General features: G+C 56.2%; 13 protein-coding genes and 1 other RNA gene. 9 read left to right on the plus strand and 5 right to left on the minus strand.

Annotation, left to right across the window (positions count from 1 at the left end; genetic code table 11):
- The first annotated feature begins 194 nt into the window (after positions 1-194).
- Positions 195-1,433, plus strand: a complete 1,239-nt coding sequence (gene serA / locus ABU178_RS15255; RefSeq protein ID WP_397216406.1) for a phosphoglycerate dehydrogenase — start codon at positions 195-197, stop codon at positions 1,431-1,433.
- 46 nt (positions 1,434-1,479) lie between these two features.
- Here serA and ABU178_RS15260 read toward each other — a convergent pair whose 3' ends face one another.
- The 3 genes from ABU178_RS15260 to zapA all read right to left on the minus strand — a co-directional run bounded on the left by ABU178_RS15260 (position 1,480) and on the right by zapA (position 2,702).
- Positions 1,480-2,070 carry a 5-formyltetrahydrofolate cyclo-ligase gene (locus ABU178_RS15260; protein WP_397216408.1) on the minus strand — a complete coding sequence of 197 codons (591 nt, stop codon included), beginning with the start codon at positions 2,068-2,070 and terminating at the stop codon, positions 1,480-1,482.
- A gap of 79 nt (positions 2,071-2,149) precedes the next feature.
- A non-coding RNA gene (gene ssrS / locus ABU178_RS15265) (6S RNA) lies at positions 2,150-2,333 on the minus strand.
- 39 nt (positions 2,334-2,372) lie between these two features.
- Positions 2,373-2,702, minus strand: coding sequence for a cell division protein ZapA (gene zapA / locus ABU178_RS15270; protein ID WP_312239675.1), 330 nt, complete (start codon positions 2,700-2,702; stop codon positions 2,373-2,375).
- A gap of 169 nt (positions 2,703-2,871) precedes the next feature.
- Between zapA and ABU178_RS15275 the strand changes: the two genes are divergently transcribed.
- The 7 genes from ABU178_RS15275 to gcvP all read left to right on the plus strand — a co-directional run bounded on the left by ABU178_RS15275 (position 2,872) and on the right by gcvP (position 12,177).
- Entirely contained in the window at positions 2,872-3,450 is a 579-nt protein-coding gene (locus ABU178_RS15275) for a YecA family protein (protein ID WP_397216410.1), read from the plus strand.
- A 62-nt stretch (positions 3,451-3,512) separates the two neighbouring features.
- Positions 3,513-4,835, plus strand: coding sequence for a Xaa-Pro aminopeptidase (gene pepP, locus ABU178_RS15280; RefSeq protein ID WP_397216412.1), 1,323 nt, complete (start codon positions 3,513-3,515; stop codon positions 4,833-4,835).
- Positions 4,832-6,010 carry a 2-octaprenyl-6-methoxyphenyl hydroxylase gene (gene ubiH, locus ABU178_RS15285; protein ID WP_397216414.1) on the plus strand — a complete coding sequence of 393 codons (1,179 nt, stop codon included), beginning with the start codon at positions 4,832-4,834 and terminating at the stop codon, positions 6,008-6,010. Before pepP ends, ubiH begins: the two co-directional genes overlap by 4 nt.
- 12 nt (positions 6,011-6,022) lie before the next feature.
- Positions 6,023-7,225: an FAD-dependent 2-octaprenylphenol hydroxylase gene (gene ubiI, locus ABU178_RS15290; protein ID WP_397216416.1), complete on the plus strand. Its 1,203-nt coding sequence runs from the start codon at positions 6,023-6,025 to the stop codon at positions 7,223-7,225.
- 460 nt (positions 7,226-7,685) lie between these two features.
- The gene (gene gcvT, locus ABU178_RS15295) at positions 7,686-8,783 is read left to right on the plus strand and encodes a glycine cleavage system aminomethyltransferase GcvT (RefSeq protein WP_397216417.1); all 1,098 of its coding nucleotides are present in this window, start codon (positions 7,686-7,688) and stop codon (positions 8,781-8,783) included.
- 20 nt (positions 8,784-8,803) lie between these two features.
- Positions 8,804-9,190: a glycine cleavage system protein GcvH gene (gcvH, locus tag ABU178_RS15300; RefSeq protein ID WP_397216419.1), complete on the plus strand. Its 387-nt coding sequence runs from the start codon at positions 8,804-8,806 to the stop codon at positions 9,188-9,190.
- A gap of 113 nt (positions 9,191-9,303) precedes the next feature.
- On the plus strand, positions 9,304-12,177 hold the full coding sequence (gene gcvP, locus ABU178_RS15305) for an aminomethyl-transferring glycine dehydrogenase (RefSeq protein ID WP_397216421.1): 2,874 nt from the start codon (positions 9,304-9,306) through the stop codon (positions 12,175-12,177).
- 234 nt (positions 12,178-12,411) lie between these two features.
- On the opposite strand, the gene ABU178_RS15310 is transcribed toward gcvP, so the two are convergent.
- Positions 12,412-13,848 (minus strand): 6-phospho-beta-glucosidase, encoded by a 1,437-nt coding sequence (locus ABU178_RS15310; protein ID WP_397216423.1) that lies wholly within the window; start codon positions 13,846-13,848, stop codon positions 12,412-12,414.
- 126 nt (positions 13,849-13,974) lie between these two features.
- A complete protein-coding gene (locus ABU178_RS15315; protein WP_397216425.1) occupies positions 13,975-14,706 on the minus strand; it encodes a MurR/RpiR family transcriptional regulator in 732 nt (243 codons plus the stop codon).
- 179 nt (positions 14,707-14,885) lie between these two features.
- Between ABU178_RS15315 and trhA the strand changes: the two genes are divergently transcribed.
- Positions 14,886-15,539, plus strand: a complete 654-nt coding sequence (trhA, locus tag ABU178_RS15320) for a PAQR family membrane homeostasis protein TrhA (RefSeq protein ID WP_397216427.1) — start codon at positions 14,886-14,888, stop codon at positions 15,537-15,539.

Below are 15,539 nucleotides of genomic sequence, written 5' to 3' on the forward strand. Positions count from 1 at the left end.
AAATCTGATATCTTCCTCAGGTTCGTCCTTTTAGCGTTACGCAACACCCTATTTTGTAGGGAAATGCGCTGTGGGATAGCTGACCCGTGCTGGCAGAGAGGCAATCGTTTGTATTGCTGCGCGCGTATTTTTTGATATTTTGACAGAAGGCTGACTTATGGCAGCTCTCATTGAATTCTGAATAGGGTCGGGAAATGGCAAAGGTATCACTGGAAAAAGACAAGATTAAGTTCCTGCTGGTGGAGGGTGTCCATCAGAGCGCGCTGGATAACCTGCGCGCGGCAGGCTACACCAATATTGAATTCCATAAAGGTGCGCTGGATACGGAGGCGTTAAAAGAGTCGGTCCGTGATGCGCACTTTATCGGTATCCGTTCCCGCACCAATCTTACCGAAGAGGTGTTTGCCGCCGCTGAGAAGCTGGTTGCTGTTGGCTGTTTTTGTATCGGCACCAACCAGGTCGATCTGAACGCTGCGGCGAAGCGCGGTATTCCGGTGTTTAACGCGCCGTTCTCCAATACCCGTTCCGTTGCCGAGCTGGTAATCGGCGAAATGCTGCTGATGCTGCGCGGCATTCCGGAAGCAAACGCCAAAGCCCATCGCGGCATCTGGAATAAAAATGCCCAAGGCTCGTTTGAAGCGCGCGGTAAAAAGCTGGGCATCATCGGCTATGGCCATATCGGTATGCAGCTTGGCGTGCTGGCGGAAAGCCTGGGTATGCATGTCTTCTTCTACGATATTGAAAACAAATTGCCGCTGGGTAACGCCACTCAGGTTCGTCATCTTTCCGACCTGCTGAACATGAGCGACGTGGTTAGTCTGCACGTGCCGGAAACGCCGTCCACGCAAGAGATGATTGGTGCCGAAGAGCTGGCGCTGATGAAGCCGGGTTCGCTGCTGATTAATGCTTCACGCGGTACCGTGGTGGATCTCCCCGCGCTGTGCGACGTGCTGGCAAACAAACATCTGGCGGGCGCCGCCATCGACGTGTTCCCGGTTGAGCCGGCGACCAACAGCGAGCCTTTCAACTCTCCGCTGTGTGAGTTTGACAACGTGATCCTGACGCCGCATATCGGTGGTTCCACCCAGGAAGCGCAGGAAAACATCGGGCTGGAAGTCTCCGGCAAGCTGGCGAAATATTCCGATAACGGCTCTACCCTTTCCGCCGTTAACTTCCCGGAAGTGTCGCTGCCGATGCACGCCGCCAGCGCCAGTCGTCTGCTGCACATTCATGAGAACCGTCCGGGCATTCTGACTGCCATCAACCAGATTTTCGCCGAGCAGGGCATTAACATCGCCGCACAGTTCCTGCAAACGTCCCCTTACATGGGCTACGTGGTAATCGACATTGATGCGCAGCAGGATGTGGCAGACAAAGCGCTGCAGCTGATGAAGGCGATTCCGGGTACCATCCGCGCGCGTTTGCTGTACTGATATTCTGACCTGAAAAAAGAAAGGAGACCTCAGGTCTCCTTTTTTCTTACCACTGCCACAGCTTTGACGGCGTCAGCACGGCGGGCAACGGCACATCCCATTCCGCTACTGGCAGCTTCTCTACCAGCTGGCAATCGTGAGCAAGCCCCACCGGCAAAAAACCGTGCTGCTGCCAGTGTTGCAGCGTGCGGTCATAAAAACCGCCGCCCATGCCGAGACGCTGTCCGTCGCGATCAAAGGCTACCAGCGGCACCATCATCACATCCAGTTCATCCAGCGTCGCCATCTGACGGATATCCAGCGGCGGTTCAGGGATACGCAATTTATTCGGAGCTAACGGGGTTTCCGGCGTATAGCGCAAAAAGAGTAAATGACCGGGCGAGAAGGGATGAAGCACCGGCAGAAAAACCTGCTTCTTCTGCTGCCAGAGTTTGGCGATCAGCGGTCGCGTATTGAGCTCTCCGTCCACCGACAGAAACAACGCAATCTTTTCGGCTGCGCTGACCGGGGCAAAGTTAATCGCATGTTCGGCCAGTAGATCGGCGGCCCGTTCCTGCTGCTCAGCGCTGAGACCACGACGCAGATGGCGCACGTGCTGACGAATATCCTGGCGATCGAGTAAAGAGGGATGAGTCATGATGTCCCCGTGAAGAGCCTGCTCAGAGCAGCAACTATATCATGCGAGACGGGAAGAAAGGGAACAACAAACGAAAGGGGAGATCTCCGAGATGCCGCCGTAGGCTGTAACCCTTGAACCCTTGGTTCAAGGTGAATGTGCCGTCGCAACCATCAGGCTTCTCGGACGGACCGAGCATGCTCACAGGTAACGGAGCGCCACACTCTGTTTTTTTGAAATATCGGCTCAGGGGACTGGCCCACTGGCAAACACCTCAGAGAAAATTTACTTCACCGTCACTCTATCACAGCAACCATGAAGTGTTATTCAAACTTTGCACCCTGGCGTTCAGTTATGCGACCCTGCTCAACTAAAGCCTGTTCGATGGTCTGCTGCAAAACACGGATACGTTGTTCCATATTAGCAGCGTAATCGCGCGTTTTCACTTTCTCTTGCGCCAGCTCGTGGCAGATGTTTAACGCGGCGATGAACACCAGCTGCTCTGTATTTGTGACTCTAGTGCGAACTTTTAAATCTTGCAACCGTTGATTGAGATCCTCAGCTGCCGAATTCAGCGCATCTTGCTGTTCAGGCGGACAATTCACTCTCAATGAACGACCAAAAATTTGAATATCTACCGGTTGTGCAGACATGCCACCTTCCTGACTTTATCCTTTGCCCGCATCACCCTTACCCGTCGCAGGTTTGGGAGGTGCGCACTATATAGACCCGAGAAATAACTTACAACCCCTTTTCTGGAAACCTTGAGGCACCTGGTGGTAGCATAACATGAACTTATTCTGCCAACGATGATGAATGCTTATGTCTTTACAGAACGCAACCCCGAACTACAACGCGCTGGCGTCAGTGCTTTCCCAACAGGGCGTGGGGATGACGCCGGCAGAGATGCATGGCTTGCTCAGCGGCATCATCTGTGGCGGCAATCAGGATCACAGTTGGAAGAAGCTGGTACACGATCTCACCAATGAAGGCCTGGCGTTTTCGCAAAGCCTGGCGCAGCCTCTGCAGGCGCTGCATGACGGCATTTCCAACACGCTTGAAGACGAAGGCTATCTGTTTCAGCTGCTGTTGCCAGACGATGACGATATCACAGTATTCGATCGCGCCGATGCGCTGGCGGGCTGGGTAAACCATTTTCTGCTTGGCCTCGGCGTCACGCAGCCGAAGCTCGACAAAGTCACCGGCGAGACCGGCGAGGCGATCGACGATCTGCGCACTATCGGCCAACTGGGCTATGACGAAGATGAAGATCAGGAAGAGCTTGAGCAGTCGCTGGAAGAGGTGATCGAATATGTGCGTGTTGCCGCGCTGCTGTGTCATGACACTTTCAATCATCCGCCGATGACCGCACCCGAAGTGAGTAAACCCACGTTACACTAAGGCACTATAACGCGAATCATCTCAGGGGCACCGGCGTGCCCGTTTAACAGGGAGTGCAGAACATGATTACTCTGGAGACTTTCCAGCAACGTCGTCAGGCGCTGTTAGCGCGCATGGCTCCCGGCAGCGCGGCGCTTCTCTTTGCCGCCCCGGAAGTGACGCGCAGCAACGACAGCGAATATCCGTTTCGTCAGAACAGCGATTTCTGGTACTTCACCGGCTTTAACGAGCCGCAGGCGCTGCTGGTGTTGATCAAGAGTGATGAGAACCATAACCACAGCGTGCTGTTCAATCGCGTTCGCGATCTTACGGCAGAAATCTGGTTTGGCCGCCGTCTGGGCCAGGAGGCGGCGCCGGCGAAGCTGGGCGTCGATCGCGCCTTGCCCTGGGATGATATTAACGAGCAGCTTTATCAACTGCTGAATGGGCTGGATGTGGTTTATCACGCGCAGGGGCTGTTTCGCGAGGCAGATGAGTTAGTCTTTGGCGCGCTGGAAAAACTGCGCCGCGGCTTTCGCCAGAACCTGAGCGCGCCTGATACCCTGACCGACTGGCGACCCTGGGTGCATGAGATGCGCCTGTTCAAAGCGCCGGAAGAGATTGAAATTCTGCGCCGCGCCGGGCAGATCAGCGCGCTGGCGCATACCAGGGCGATGGAAGCCTGTCGGCCCGGACTGTTTGAATACCATCTGGAAGGGGAAATTCTGCATGAATTTAACCGCCACGGCGCGCGTTTCCCCTCCTATAACACCATTGTCGGTTCGGGCGAAAACGCCTGTATTCTGCACTACACCGAAAACGAGAGCGAGCTGCGCGACGGCGATCTGGTGCTGATCGACGCCGGTTGCGAATTTCATGGCTACGCGGGCGATATCACGCGCACCTTTCCGGTGAGCGGCAAATTCAGCCCGGCGCAGCGCGAGATCTATGACATCGTGCTGGCTTCGCTCTACCATGCGCTGAGCCTGTTCCGTCCCGGTATCAGTATTCGCGAAGTGAATGACGAAGTGGTGCAGATCATGGTCAGCGGGCTGGTTGAGCTGGGAATCCTGGAAGGCGACGTAGATACCCTGATCGCCGAGAATGCCCATCGTCAGTTCTATATGCACGGGCTGGGCCACTGGTTGGGGCTGGATGTACACGATGTCGGCCACTACGGCACGCCGAGCCGCGATCGCATTCTGGAGCCGGGCATGGTGTTGACCATTGAACCCGGCCTCTATATCGCGCCGGATGCGGATGTACCGACGCAATATCGCGGCATTGGCGTGCGTATCGAAGATGACATTCTGATCACCGAAACCGGCAACGAGAATCTCACCGACAGCGTGGTTAAGGACGCTGAGGCGATCGAGACGCTGATGGCGGCGGCGCGCAACAGATGAGTATTATCATTGCTGGCGGCGGTATGACTGGCGCAACCCTGGCGCTGGCGCTTTCTCATCTGACGCAGGGGCAACTGTCGGTGACGCTGATTGAAAGCAGCGAACCGGGCAGCCGTACGCATCCGGGCTATGACAGCCGCGCCATTGCGCTGGCGGCGGGTACCTGTCAGCAGCTGGCGGCGATTAATCTCTGGCGCACGCTGGAAAGCTGCGCCACGCCGATCACCGATATTCACGTTAGCGATCGCGGCCATGTGGGTTTTGTCTCGATGCAGGCGCAGGATTATGGACTTAACGTGCTGGGCAACGTGGTGGAACTGTTCGACGTCGGGCAGCGCCTGTTTGCCCGGCTGAAGAGCGCGCCGGGCGTGACGCTGCGTTGTCCCGCCAGCGTCACCTCGGTGTCACGCCAGCAGGATAGCGTGCAGGTAACGCTGAACAGCGGCGAACAGCTCAGCGGCTCGCTGCTGGTGGCAGCTGACGGCTCGCGTTCGCCGCTTGCCGCTTCCTGCGGCATTCAGTGGCAGCGTGACGATTACCAGCAGCTGGCGCTGATCGCCAACGTCTCCACGCAGCTGCCGCATCAGGGACGCGCTTTCGAACGATTTACCGAACATGGTCCGCTGGCGCTGTTGCCGATGTCGGAAGGGCGTCTTTCGCTGGTCTGGTGTCATCCGCTGTCGGCACGAGAAACGGTGCAGAACTGGAGCGATGCGGAGTTTCTTGTGCAGCTGCAGCGGGCGTTTGGCTGGCGCTTAGGCAAGTTTACCCATAGCGGCCAGCGCGACAGTTATCCACTGGCGTTACAGGTGGCGACGCAGACCGTTTCCCACCGGCTGGCGCTGGTCGGTAATGCTGCGCAGACGCTGCATCCCATCGCCGGGCAGGGTTTCAACCTTGGCCTGCGCGACGTAATGTCGCTGGCGGAAACGCTGGCGACGGCGCATCGCCATCAGCAGGATGTCGGCAGCTTTAGCGTTCTGCAACATTATCAGCAGCGGCGTCTGCCGGATCGTGAGGCGACCATTGGCGTCACCGATGGGCTGGTGCGACTGTTTGCCAATCGCTACGCTCCGTTGGTGGTAGGAAGAAACCTTGGGCTGATGGCGATGGATAATCAGCCGTGGCTGCGAAATCAACTGGCTGAGCGCACCCTCGGGTGGGTAAAGCGTTAATAAGGGGCTTCGATGCAAACTTTTGATGTGGCTATCGCCGGCGGCGGCATGGTCGGGCTGGCAGTAGCCTGTGGACTGCAGGGCAGCGGTCTGCGCGTCGCCGTGCTGGAGAAATCTGCGGCGCCGCACTTTGATGCCAACGCGCCCGCGGCGATTCGCGTCTCCGCGATCAACGCCGCCAGCGAGCGGCTGCTGCAAAAGCTGGACGTCTGGTCAACGATCCTCTCAATGCGCGCCAGCAGCTATCACGGCATGGAAGTCTGGGATCAGGATAGCTTCGGCAGCATCTCGTTTGACGATGAGCAGCAGGGCTTGTCCCATCTCGGACACATTATTGAAAACCCGGTGATACACAGCGCGCTCTGGCAGCGCGCCAGCAGCTGCAGCGATGTCACGCTGCTGGCCCCGGCGCAGCTGCAGCAGGTAGCGTTCGGCGACAACGAAGCTTTTATTACCCTGCAGGATGGCAACATGATGAGCACGCGCCTGCTGGTTGCCGCTGATGGCGCCAACTCCTGGCTGCGTAATAAAGTAGATATCCCGATTACCTTCTGGGATTACGAGCATCATGCGCTGGTCGCCAACGTGCGTACCGATATGCCGCACGATGCGGTGGCGCGTCAGGTGTTTCATGGCGATGGCATTCTGGCTTTTCTGCCGATGCAGGATCCTCATCTCAGCTCCATCGTCTGGTCGCTCTCGCCGCAGGAGGCAGGCCGTCTGGAAACCATGCCGGAAGCGCTGTTTAATCAGCAGCTCTCCGTTGCCTTTGATATGCGTTTAGGGCTGTGTCATCTGGAAAGCGAGCGTAAGGCCTTCCCGCTGATGGCGCGCTATGCGCGTAGCTTTGCCGCGCACCGTCTGGCGCTGGTAGGCGATGCGGCGCACACTATCCATCCACTGGCCGGGCAGGGAGTGAATCTCGGTTTTATGGATGCCGCTGAGCTGATTGGCGAAATCAAACGTCTGCATCAGCAGGGGAAAGATATTGGCCAGCATCTCTATCTGCGTCGCTACGAGCGCAGCCGTAAACAGAGCGCGGCGATGATGCTTGCCGGAATGCAGGGTTTCCGCGAGCTGTTTGCCGGAACGCATCCGGCAAAAAAACTGCTGCGCGACGTCGGGCTGAAGCTGGCGGATACCTTGCCTGGCGTCAAGCCCATGATGTTGAAACAGGCGATGGGTCTCAACGATCTGCCGGCCTGGCTGCGCTAAATAATTTTTACTGGCCGGAGAATCTCTCTGGCCGCTTCTCCTCTGTTTTACCTTCTTCGCTGACCTCAATTCCTTCACTGCACCAAAAAAAGGCAGGGGCGCACTCTTTTTGTGCCTCATTTGATTTATTCTAATTTTACCGCTCTCTTCGCATTATTTTTTTTCATGTGATAACGTTTTTCGCCCCGTCTGATTTTTCTTTTATGCGGCTTATGCTTCGTTAATTTGCTGCTCACAGGCTATTGTATTGATTTTTATGTGCAATAAATCACATATTTCCAGTTTATTTCACTGGTTAATATTCACAGCGCCCCGCGACTGAGATTAATCTTCACCCTCGTTTTGCTTATGGTTAATTGACCCGTTCGGTGATAACGTCATTGCAAAGAGAACGTTTGCGTCGGTGATAAAACCGGTAAAAGCGCCCGTTTCGACTGACTTGCTTCTGCACAGGATAGTTATGACTCAACAGACGCCTTTGTTTGAACAACATCAAGCCTGCGGTGCCCGCATGGTGGACTTTCATGGCTGGATGATGCCGCTGCACTACGGTTCCCAGATGGATGAACATCACGCGGTACGTAACGACGCGGGTATGTTCGATGTTTCCCACATGACCATCGTTGACCTGCACGGCGCCCAAACGCGTGACTTCCTGCGCTACCTACTGGCTAACGACGTCGCCAAACTCACCCGGCCGGGCAAAGCCCTCTATACCGGTATGCTGAACGCTTCCGGTGGCGTCATTGATGATTTGATTGTTTACTTTATGACCGAGGACTTTTTCCGTCTGGTGGTTAACTCCGCAACGCGTGAAAAAGATCTCAAGTGGATTGGTGACCATGCGCAAGGCTATGACGTCACGCTGACCGAGCGTAACGATCTGGCGCTGATTGCGGTGCAGGGGCCAAACGCCCAGCAAAAAGCGCAGACGCTGTTCAGCGCTGAGCAGCGTCAGGCCGTTGAAGGAATGAAGCCGTTCTTCGGCGTTCAGGCGGGCGAGCTCTTTATCGCTACTACCGGTTACACCGGCGAAGCGGGCTATGAGATCGCGCTGCCGAAAGCTAAAGCCGCGGATTTCTGGCAGCAGCTGCTGGCGGCGGGCGTGAAGCCAGCCGGTCTTGGCGCGCGCGATACGCTGCGTCTGGAAGCGGGCATGAACCTGTACGGTCAGGAGATGGATGAAGGCGTTTCGCCGCTGGCGGCCAACATGGGCTGGACCATCAGCTGGGAGCCAGTGGATCGCAACTTCATTGGCCGTGAAGCGCTGGAAGCTCAGCGTAAAACGGGCACGGAGAAGCTGGTCGGCCTGATCATGACCGAGAAAGGCGTGCTGCGTAACGAGCTGCCGGTACGCTTCATCGATGAGCAGGGCCAGGTGCAGGAAGGGATCATTACCAGCGGTTCCTTCTCGCCCTCGCTGGGTTGCAGCATTGCGCTGGCCCGCGTTCCGGCCGGCATCGGCGACAGCGCAATTGTGCAGATCCGCAACCGCGAAATGCCGGTAAAGGTCACTAAACCTGTTTTCGTTCGCGCCGGTAAGCCGGTCGCTCAGTAATTTTTTCAGGAGAGATGGCGATGAGCAATGTGCCAAATGAGTTGAAATACCGTGAAAGCCACGAGTGGGTGCGTAAAGAAGATGACGGCACCTGGACCGTGGGCATCACTGAACACGCACAGGAACTGCTGGGCGATATGGTCTTTGTTGACCTGCCGGATGTCGGCGCAACTTTTTCCGCCGGTGATGACTGCGCGGTCGCGGAATCCGTCAAGGCGGCTTCCGATATCTACGCCCCCATCAGCGGTGAAGTTGTGGCAGTGAATGAAGAATTAGCCGATGCGCCGGAGTTGGTAAACAGCGAGCCTTACGCTGCTGGATGGCTATTCAAAATCAAAGCCAGCGATGAGTCAGAACTTGATTCTCTGCTGGATGCGGACGCTTATAAAGGCTCCATCGACGAGTAACAGGCACGCTGACTTGTCGTTTCGGGAGCGGATAGCCCGCTCCCGAACCCACTGCGCCGCGCAGGTTGCGCGCAGCATCAATGTTACCCAGCCCGATTCAGGATTTACTGCTAATGACCCAGACTCTCAGCCAGCTTGAACACAACGGTGCGTTCATTGAGCGCCATATCGGCCCTTCGCCTGAGCAACAGGCCACCATGCTGGAAGCGATTAACGCCAGCTCGCTGGCCGCATTGATTGGTTCTGTTGTGCCTGCTGATATCCAGTTACCCAGCCCGCCAGCCGTTGGTGAAGCAGCGACCGAACAGCAGGCGCTGGCGGAGTTGAAGGCGATTGCCAGCCAGAATCAGATTTACAAATCCTGGATCGGCATGGGCTACAGCGCGGTGATTACGCCGCCGGTTATCCTGCGCAACATGCTGGAAAACCCCGGCTGGTATACTGCCTATACTCCTTATCAGCCTGAAGTGTCGCAGGGCCGTCTGGAAGCGCTGCTGAATTTCCAGCAGGTCACGCTGGATCTCACCGGCATGGACGTCGCCTCCGCGTCACTGCTGGACGAAGCCACCGCGGCGGCGGAAGCGATGGCGATGGCCAAACGCATCAGCAAGCTGAAAAACGCCAACAAATTCTTTATCGCCGAGGATATTCATCCACAGACCCTTGACGTGGTGCGCACCCGTGCTGAAACCTTTGGCTTTGACCTGATCGTTGATACCGCAGAAAAAGCGCGCGATCACGACGATCTCTTCGGCGTGCTGTTGCAACAGGTCGGCACCACGGGTGAAGCGCATGACTACAGTTCGCTGATGGCAGACCTGAAAAGCCGCAAGGTTATCGTCAGCGTTGCCGCCGACTTTATGGCGCTGGTGTTGCTCGAAGCGCCAGGCAAGCAGGGCGCGGATATCGTGTTCGGCTCCGCCCAGCGTTTCGGCGTGCCGATGGGCTACGGCGGTCCGCACGCGGCCTTCTTTGCCAGCCGTGATGAGCACAAACGCTCAATGCCGGGCCGTATCATCGGCGTCTCCCGCGATATGGCGGGTAATAACGCGCTGCGTATGGCGATGCAGACGCGTGAACAGCATATCCGTCGCGAAAAGGCCAACTCCAACATCTGTACTTCTCAGGTACTGCTGGCGAATATCGCTGGTCTCTACGCGGTATTCCACGGCCCGGCTGGTCTGAAGCGCATCGCGTCGCGTATTCATCGCTTCACCGATATCCTGGCGGCAGGCCTGCAAAAAGGCGGCATGAAGCTGCGCCACGCCAGCTGGTTCGACACCCTGACCGTTGAGGTAACGGATAAAGCCGCGGTGCTGAACCGCGCCCTGAGCTTTGGCGTTAACCTGCGCAACGACATCCACAACGCCGTCGGCATCACGCTGGACGAAACCACCAGCCGTGAAGATATCGCCGCGCTGTTCGCCATTCTGCTGGGCGATGCGCACGGTTTGGATATCGACGCGCTCGACGCCGCCGTTGCCCGCGACAGCCATTCAATTCCCGCAGGCTTACAACGCAAGGCAGCGATTCTGAGCCATCCGGTGTTTAACCGTCATCACAGCGAAACCGAGATGATGCGTTACATGCACAGCCTGGAGAAGAAAGATCTGGCGCTGAATCAGGCAATGATCCCGCTCGGCTCCTGCACCATGAAGCTGAACGCTGCCGCAGAGATGATTCCGATCACCTGGCCGGAATTTGCGGAACTGCATCCGTTCTGCCCGGCAGAGCAGGCGACCGGCTATCTGCAAATGATCGCCCAGCTTTCTCAGTGGCTGGTGCAGCTCACCGGCTACGACGCACTCTGCATGCAGCCGAACTCCGGCGCGCAAGGCGAGTATGCCGGGCTGCTGGCGATTCGCCGCTATCATGAAAGCCGTAACGAAGCACAGCGCAATCTCTGCCTGATCCCAAGCTCCGCGCACGGCACTAACCCGGCCTCTGCGCAGATGGCGGGCATGAGCGTGGTGGTGGTCGCCTGTGATAAGCAGGGCAACATCGATCTGCATGATCTGCGTGAGAAAGCGGCGCAGGCGGGGGAAAACCTCTCCTGCATCATGGTGACATATCCTTCCACGCACGGCGTTTATGAGGAGACCATCCGCGAAGTGTGCCAGATCGTCCATCAGTATGGCGGTCAGGTTTACCTCGACGGCGCGAACATGAATGCTCAGGTGGGCATCACCACGCCGGGCTACATTGGCGCGGACGTTTCGCACCTTAACCTGCACAAAACTTTCTGCATTCCGCACGGCGGCGGCGGTCCGGGCATGGGTCCGATCGGCGTCAAAGCGCACCTGGCGCCTTTCGTGCCGGGACATAGCGTGGTGCAGATCGATGGCGTACTGACCCAGCAGGGCGCAGTTTCCGCCGCGCCGTTTGGCAGCGCCTCTATTCTGCCGATCAGCTGGATGTATATCCGCATGATGGGGGCTGAAGGTCTGAAGCAGGCAAGCTCGGTAGCGATCCTGAATGCGAACTACATCGCTCATCGTCTGCAATCCGCTTTCCCGATCCTCTATACCGGCCGTGATGGTCGCGTGGCGCACGAATGTATTCTCGACATTCGTCCGCTGAAAGAGCAGACCGGCATCAGCGAGCTGGATATCGCCAAGCGTCTGATCGACTACGGCTTCCACGCGCCGACCATGTCTTTCCCGGTGGCCGGAACCCTGATGGTGGAACCGACGGAGTCGGAGAGCAAGATTGAGCTGGATCGCTTTATCGACGCGATGCTGGCGATCCGTATGGAGATCGATCGCGTGGCTGACGGCGAGTGGCCGTTGGCAGACAATCCGCTGGTCAACGCGCCGCACACCCAGATGGAAATCGTGGGCGAGTGGTCGCATCCTTACAGTCGCGAACTGGCGGTGTTCCCGGCGGGCAGCGCCAACAAATACTGGCCGACCGTGAAGCGTCTGGATGATGTATTTGGCGACCGCAACCTGTTCTGCTCCTGCGTGCCGATGAGCGAATACCAGTAAGCGATGCTTGCAACAGGCGAAAGGGCCGATTTATCGGCCCTTCACAGACGATGAATAACGCGCCTGCGCAGGTAACACAGTCAGATCGTAAAGTCGCAAAAACGTCATCCCTGACTGCTCGTCCCGCGCCGTCCCTGGCGCGGGACGCTTTACTCCTCTGACTGTGTTACCCGCGCTTTGAGCGTATTAGCTGTCTGTGAGGCCGATTTATCGGTGCTTTTTATTGACCTGCGCTTACAGCTCAGCGCCGTTGCTGGCGATCACCTGCTGATACCAGTTAAAGCTTTTCTTCTTCGCACGGGCAAAGGTGCCGCTGCCGTCATCGTTTTTATCCACGTGGATAAAGCCGTAACGCTTGTTGTACTGACCGGTGGTAAAGGAGACGCAGTCGATGCAGCCCCAGGGGGTGTAGCCCATCAGGTCCACGCCGTCGTGAATCACCGCTTTTTTCATCTCTTCAATATGGGCGCGCAGGTAGTCGATGCGGTAATCGTCCGCGATAAAGCCTTCGGCATCCGGCTTATCAATCGCCCCAAAGCCGTTCTCCACGATAAACAGCGGCTTCTCATAACGTTCGTAAAGGGTGTTAAGCACATAGCGCAGGCCAACGGGATCGATCTGCCAGCCCCAGTCGGAGGCTTTGACATGTGGGTTCGGCACTACGCCTTCAAAACCGGTAATAGGATCGTCCACGCCGGAAGCGTTGGTCTGCACCGCGTTGCTCATGTAGTAGCTGAAGCCGACATAATCCGCGCAGCCGTTGCGCAGCGTCTCGCTATCTTCCGGCTCCATCTGAATCTCATAGCCTTTGCGCGCCCACTCTTTCAGCGTATAGGCGGGGTAGTAGCCGCGCATCTGCACGTCGCTGAAAACGTAGCGCTGATGCATCGCTTCCTGCGCCAGCATCACATCATCAGGATGGCAGGAGAAGGGGTAAACCGGCACCAGCGCAATCATACAGCCGATTTTGAAGTCCGGGTTGATCTCATGACCGCGCTTCACCACTTTGGCGCTGGCGACAAACTGATGGTGCATCACCTGATACATCACCTGTTCCGGCTTTTCGTGTTCGGTAAAGATCACGCCCGAGCAGCAGTAGCCAAACAGCGGGTACTGCCAGTTGCGCTGGTTGTTGATCTCGTTAAAGGTCATCCAGTACTTCACTTTGTTTTTGTAGCGCTGCATCACCACATCGCTGAAGCGCACAAAAAAATCGACCACTTTGCGGTTATACCAGCCGCCATACTCTTTCACCAGGTGATAAGGCATTTCGAAGTGGGAGAGGGTGATGACCGGCTCGATGCCATATTTCAGCAGCTCATCAAAGAGATCATCATAAAATTGTAGCCCCGCCTCGTTCGGCTCCTGCTCGTCGCCGTTGGGGAAAATACGCGTCCAGGCGATAGAGGTACGAAAGCATTTAAAGCCCATTTCAGCGAATAAGGCGACGTCCTGCTTGTAGTGGGAATAAAACTCCACCGCCTGATGGTTGGGGTAATAGTTATCGGGCTGAACGCCGTCGGTGATCACACGGCTGACGCCATGCGCGCCGCCGGTCAGCACGTCGGCAATGCTGACGCCTTTGCCGCCCTGATCCCAGCCGCCCTCAACCTGATGCGCGGCCACCGCACCGCCCCAAAGAAATCCTTTCGGTAACTGTTGTTCACTCATGCAGAGACCTCATTAAGTGCTTTATTTAAGGGGAATAGGGGTCCGAGTGTAACAAAGCAATAAGCAAAGTCACGTTATAACGCCGGCGCGTTATTGTGACTTGTGACATGTAAAAAACAGGGTGTTTTATTCTGTAAGGCGCGAGGATATTTTACGGCCCAGGGTTTCCAGAATATAGATCACCGGCACCTGGGTAGTAATATCATAACGATCCGCGAGACGAATCAGCGGCATATGATAAGAGAGATTGAAATCGACCATTTTCGCCAGCGAACTGGTTTCGCTGTTGGTTATCGAGATGATTTTACAGTGATGCAGGCTGAACTGACTGGCCAGGCGCAGAATCTCTTCAGTCTCGCCGGAGACGGAGAGAATAATCGCCAGCGCATTCTCATATAAACTGCGGCTCACCGGATAATAAGGATCGTCGATATGGTGGCAAAATTTCCCGACGTTGGAAAAGAAGCGCGCGCCATATTTCCCCAGGCTACCGGAAGTTCCTGCGCCAATAAAAAACACCCGCTCAGCCTGAATAATCATTTCCGCCGCGCGGGCAATTAACAATTCAAACTCTTCGTTATTAATACTTTTAAAAAAACTCAGGATCTCATTTACGCCGGAGTGGGCTAACGGCGGCGTGCTCTGCTGCAAAGAGAGCTTGAAGCGGATGCGAAATTCAGACCAGCCATCGCACTGCATTTTGCGGCAGAAACGCAGCACGGTGGTAGTAGAGACGCCAGCCTGCTCCGCCAGTTCACGAATGGTCATATAACTGACATGCTCGCGATTTTTAATAATGAAGTTATAGACCTGCATTTCCAGGTCGTTCAGGGTGGCCAGATCGCTGTGCGAGAACATCAGGAAGGTGCCTAATCTCTTGTTAACGAAGCTGGATTGTACCAGATTCGCTACCACAAAGGAGGGTGACAGGATTCGCAGATTATTTTAGCGTACAGGTGTACCCTGAAACTATTCCGGGCTACTCTGGTTAGCAGAATAACAACAGTACCCGGCAATAACTCTTCAGGAACGCACCTATGTTAAAAAACCGCATTGTTACCCATGGCTATTCGCTGGCGGAAGAAATTGCTAACAGTATCAGCCACGGCCTCGGCTGTGTGTTTGGCATTGTGGGCCTGATATTGCTGCTGACGCAGGCGATAGAAATGCGCGCCGACGCGATGGCGCTCACCAGCTACAGCCTTTATGGCGGCAGCATGATTCTGCTGTTTCTCGCCTCGACGCTCTATCACGCCATTCCACACCAGAAAGCGAAACGCTGGCTGAAAAAGCTCGACCACTGCGCGATTTACCTGCTGATTGCCGGCACCTATACGCCGTTCCTGCTGGTGGGCTTAAAGTCGCCGCTGGCGCACGGCCTGATGGTGGTGATTTGGAGCATGGCGCTGGCGGGCATCATTTTTAAACTTACCATCGCGCACCGCTTCAAAATCCTGTCGCTGGTGACCTATCTCAGCATGGGCTGGCTGTCGCTGATTGTGATTTATCAGCTGGCATTGAAGCTTTCAGCGGGCGGCATCTGGCTGCTGGCCGCGGGCGGGATTGTCTATTCTCTCGGCGTGATTTTCTATGTGGCGCGCCGTATTCCTTATAACCACGCCATCTGGCACGCTTTTGTGCTGGGCGGCAGCGCCTGTCACTTCTGCGCGATCTACTTTTATGTGATGTAA

Origin of the sequence: Pantoea osteomyelitidis (assembly GCF_044342975.1) — a bacterium.
In the GTDB taxonomy this organism is placed as follows: Bacteria; Pseudomonadota; Gammaproteobacteria; order Enterobacterales; family Enterobacteriaceae; genus Pantoea; species Pantoea osteomyelitidis.

Coding starts and splice junctions, on each gene's coding strand:
- ABU178_RS15315 (WP_397216425.1), bottom strand. CDS start 14,706: ATGTTCTCGCACAGCGATCTGGCCACCCTGAACGACCTGGAAATGCAG.
- serA (WP_397216406.1), top strand. CDS start 195: ATGGCAAAGGTATCACTGGAAAAAGACAAGATTAAGTTCCTGCTGGTG.
- ubiI (WP_397216416.1), top strand. CDS start 6,023: ATGCAAACTTTTGATGTGGCTATCGCCGGCGGCGGCATGGTCGGGCTG.
- ABU178_RS15275 (WP_397216410.1), top strand. CDS start 2,872: ATGTCTTTACAGAACGCAACCCCGAACTACAACGCGCTGGCGTCAGTG.
- ubiH (WP_397216414.1), top strand. CDS start 4,832: ATGAGTATTATCATTGCTGGCGGCGGTATGACTGGCGCAACCCTGGCG.
- ABU178_RS15260 (WP_397216408.1), bottom strand. CDS start 2,070: ATGACTCATCCCTCTTTACTCGATCGCCAGGATATTCGTCAGCACGTG.
- ABU178_RS15310 (WP_397216423.1), bottom strand. CDS start 13,848: ATGAGTGAACAACAGTTACCGAAAGGATTTCTTTGGGGCGGTGCGGTG.
- zapA (WP_312239675.1), bottom strand. CDS start 2,702: ATGTCTGCACAACCGGTAGATATTCAAATTTTTGGTCGTTCATTGAGA.
- trhA (WP_397216427.1), top strand. CDS start 14,886: ATGTTAAAAAACCGCATTGTTACCCATGGCTATTCGCTGGCGGAAGAA.
- gcvT (WP_397216417.1), top strand. CDS start 7,686: ATGACTCAACAGACGCCTTTGTTTGAACAACATCAAGCCTGCGGTGCC.
- gcvH (WP_397216419.1), top strand. CDS start 8,804: ATGAGCAATGTGCCAAATGAGTTGAAATACCGTGAAAGCCACGAGTGG.
- gcvP (WP_397216421.1), top strand. CDS start 9,304: ATGACCCAGACTCTCAGCCAGCTTGAACACAACGGTGCGTTCATTGAG.
- pepP (WP_397216412.1), top strand. CDS start 3,513: ATGATTACTCTGGAGACTTTCCAGCAACGTCGTCAGGCGCTGTTAGCG.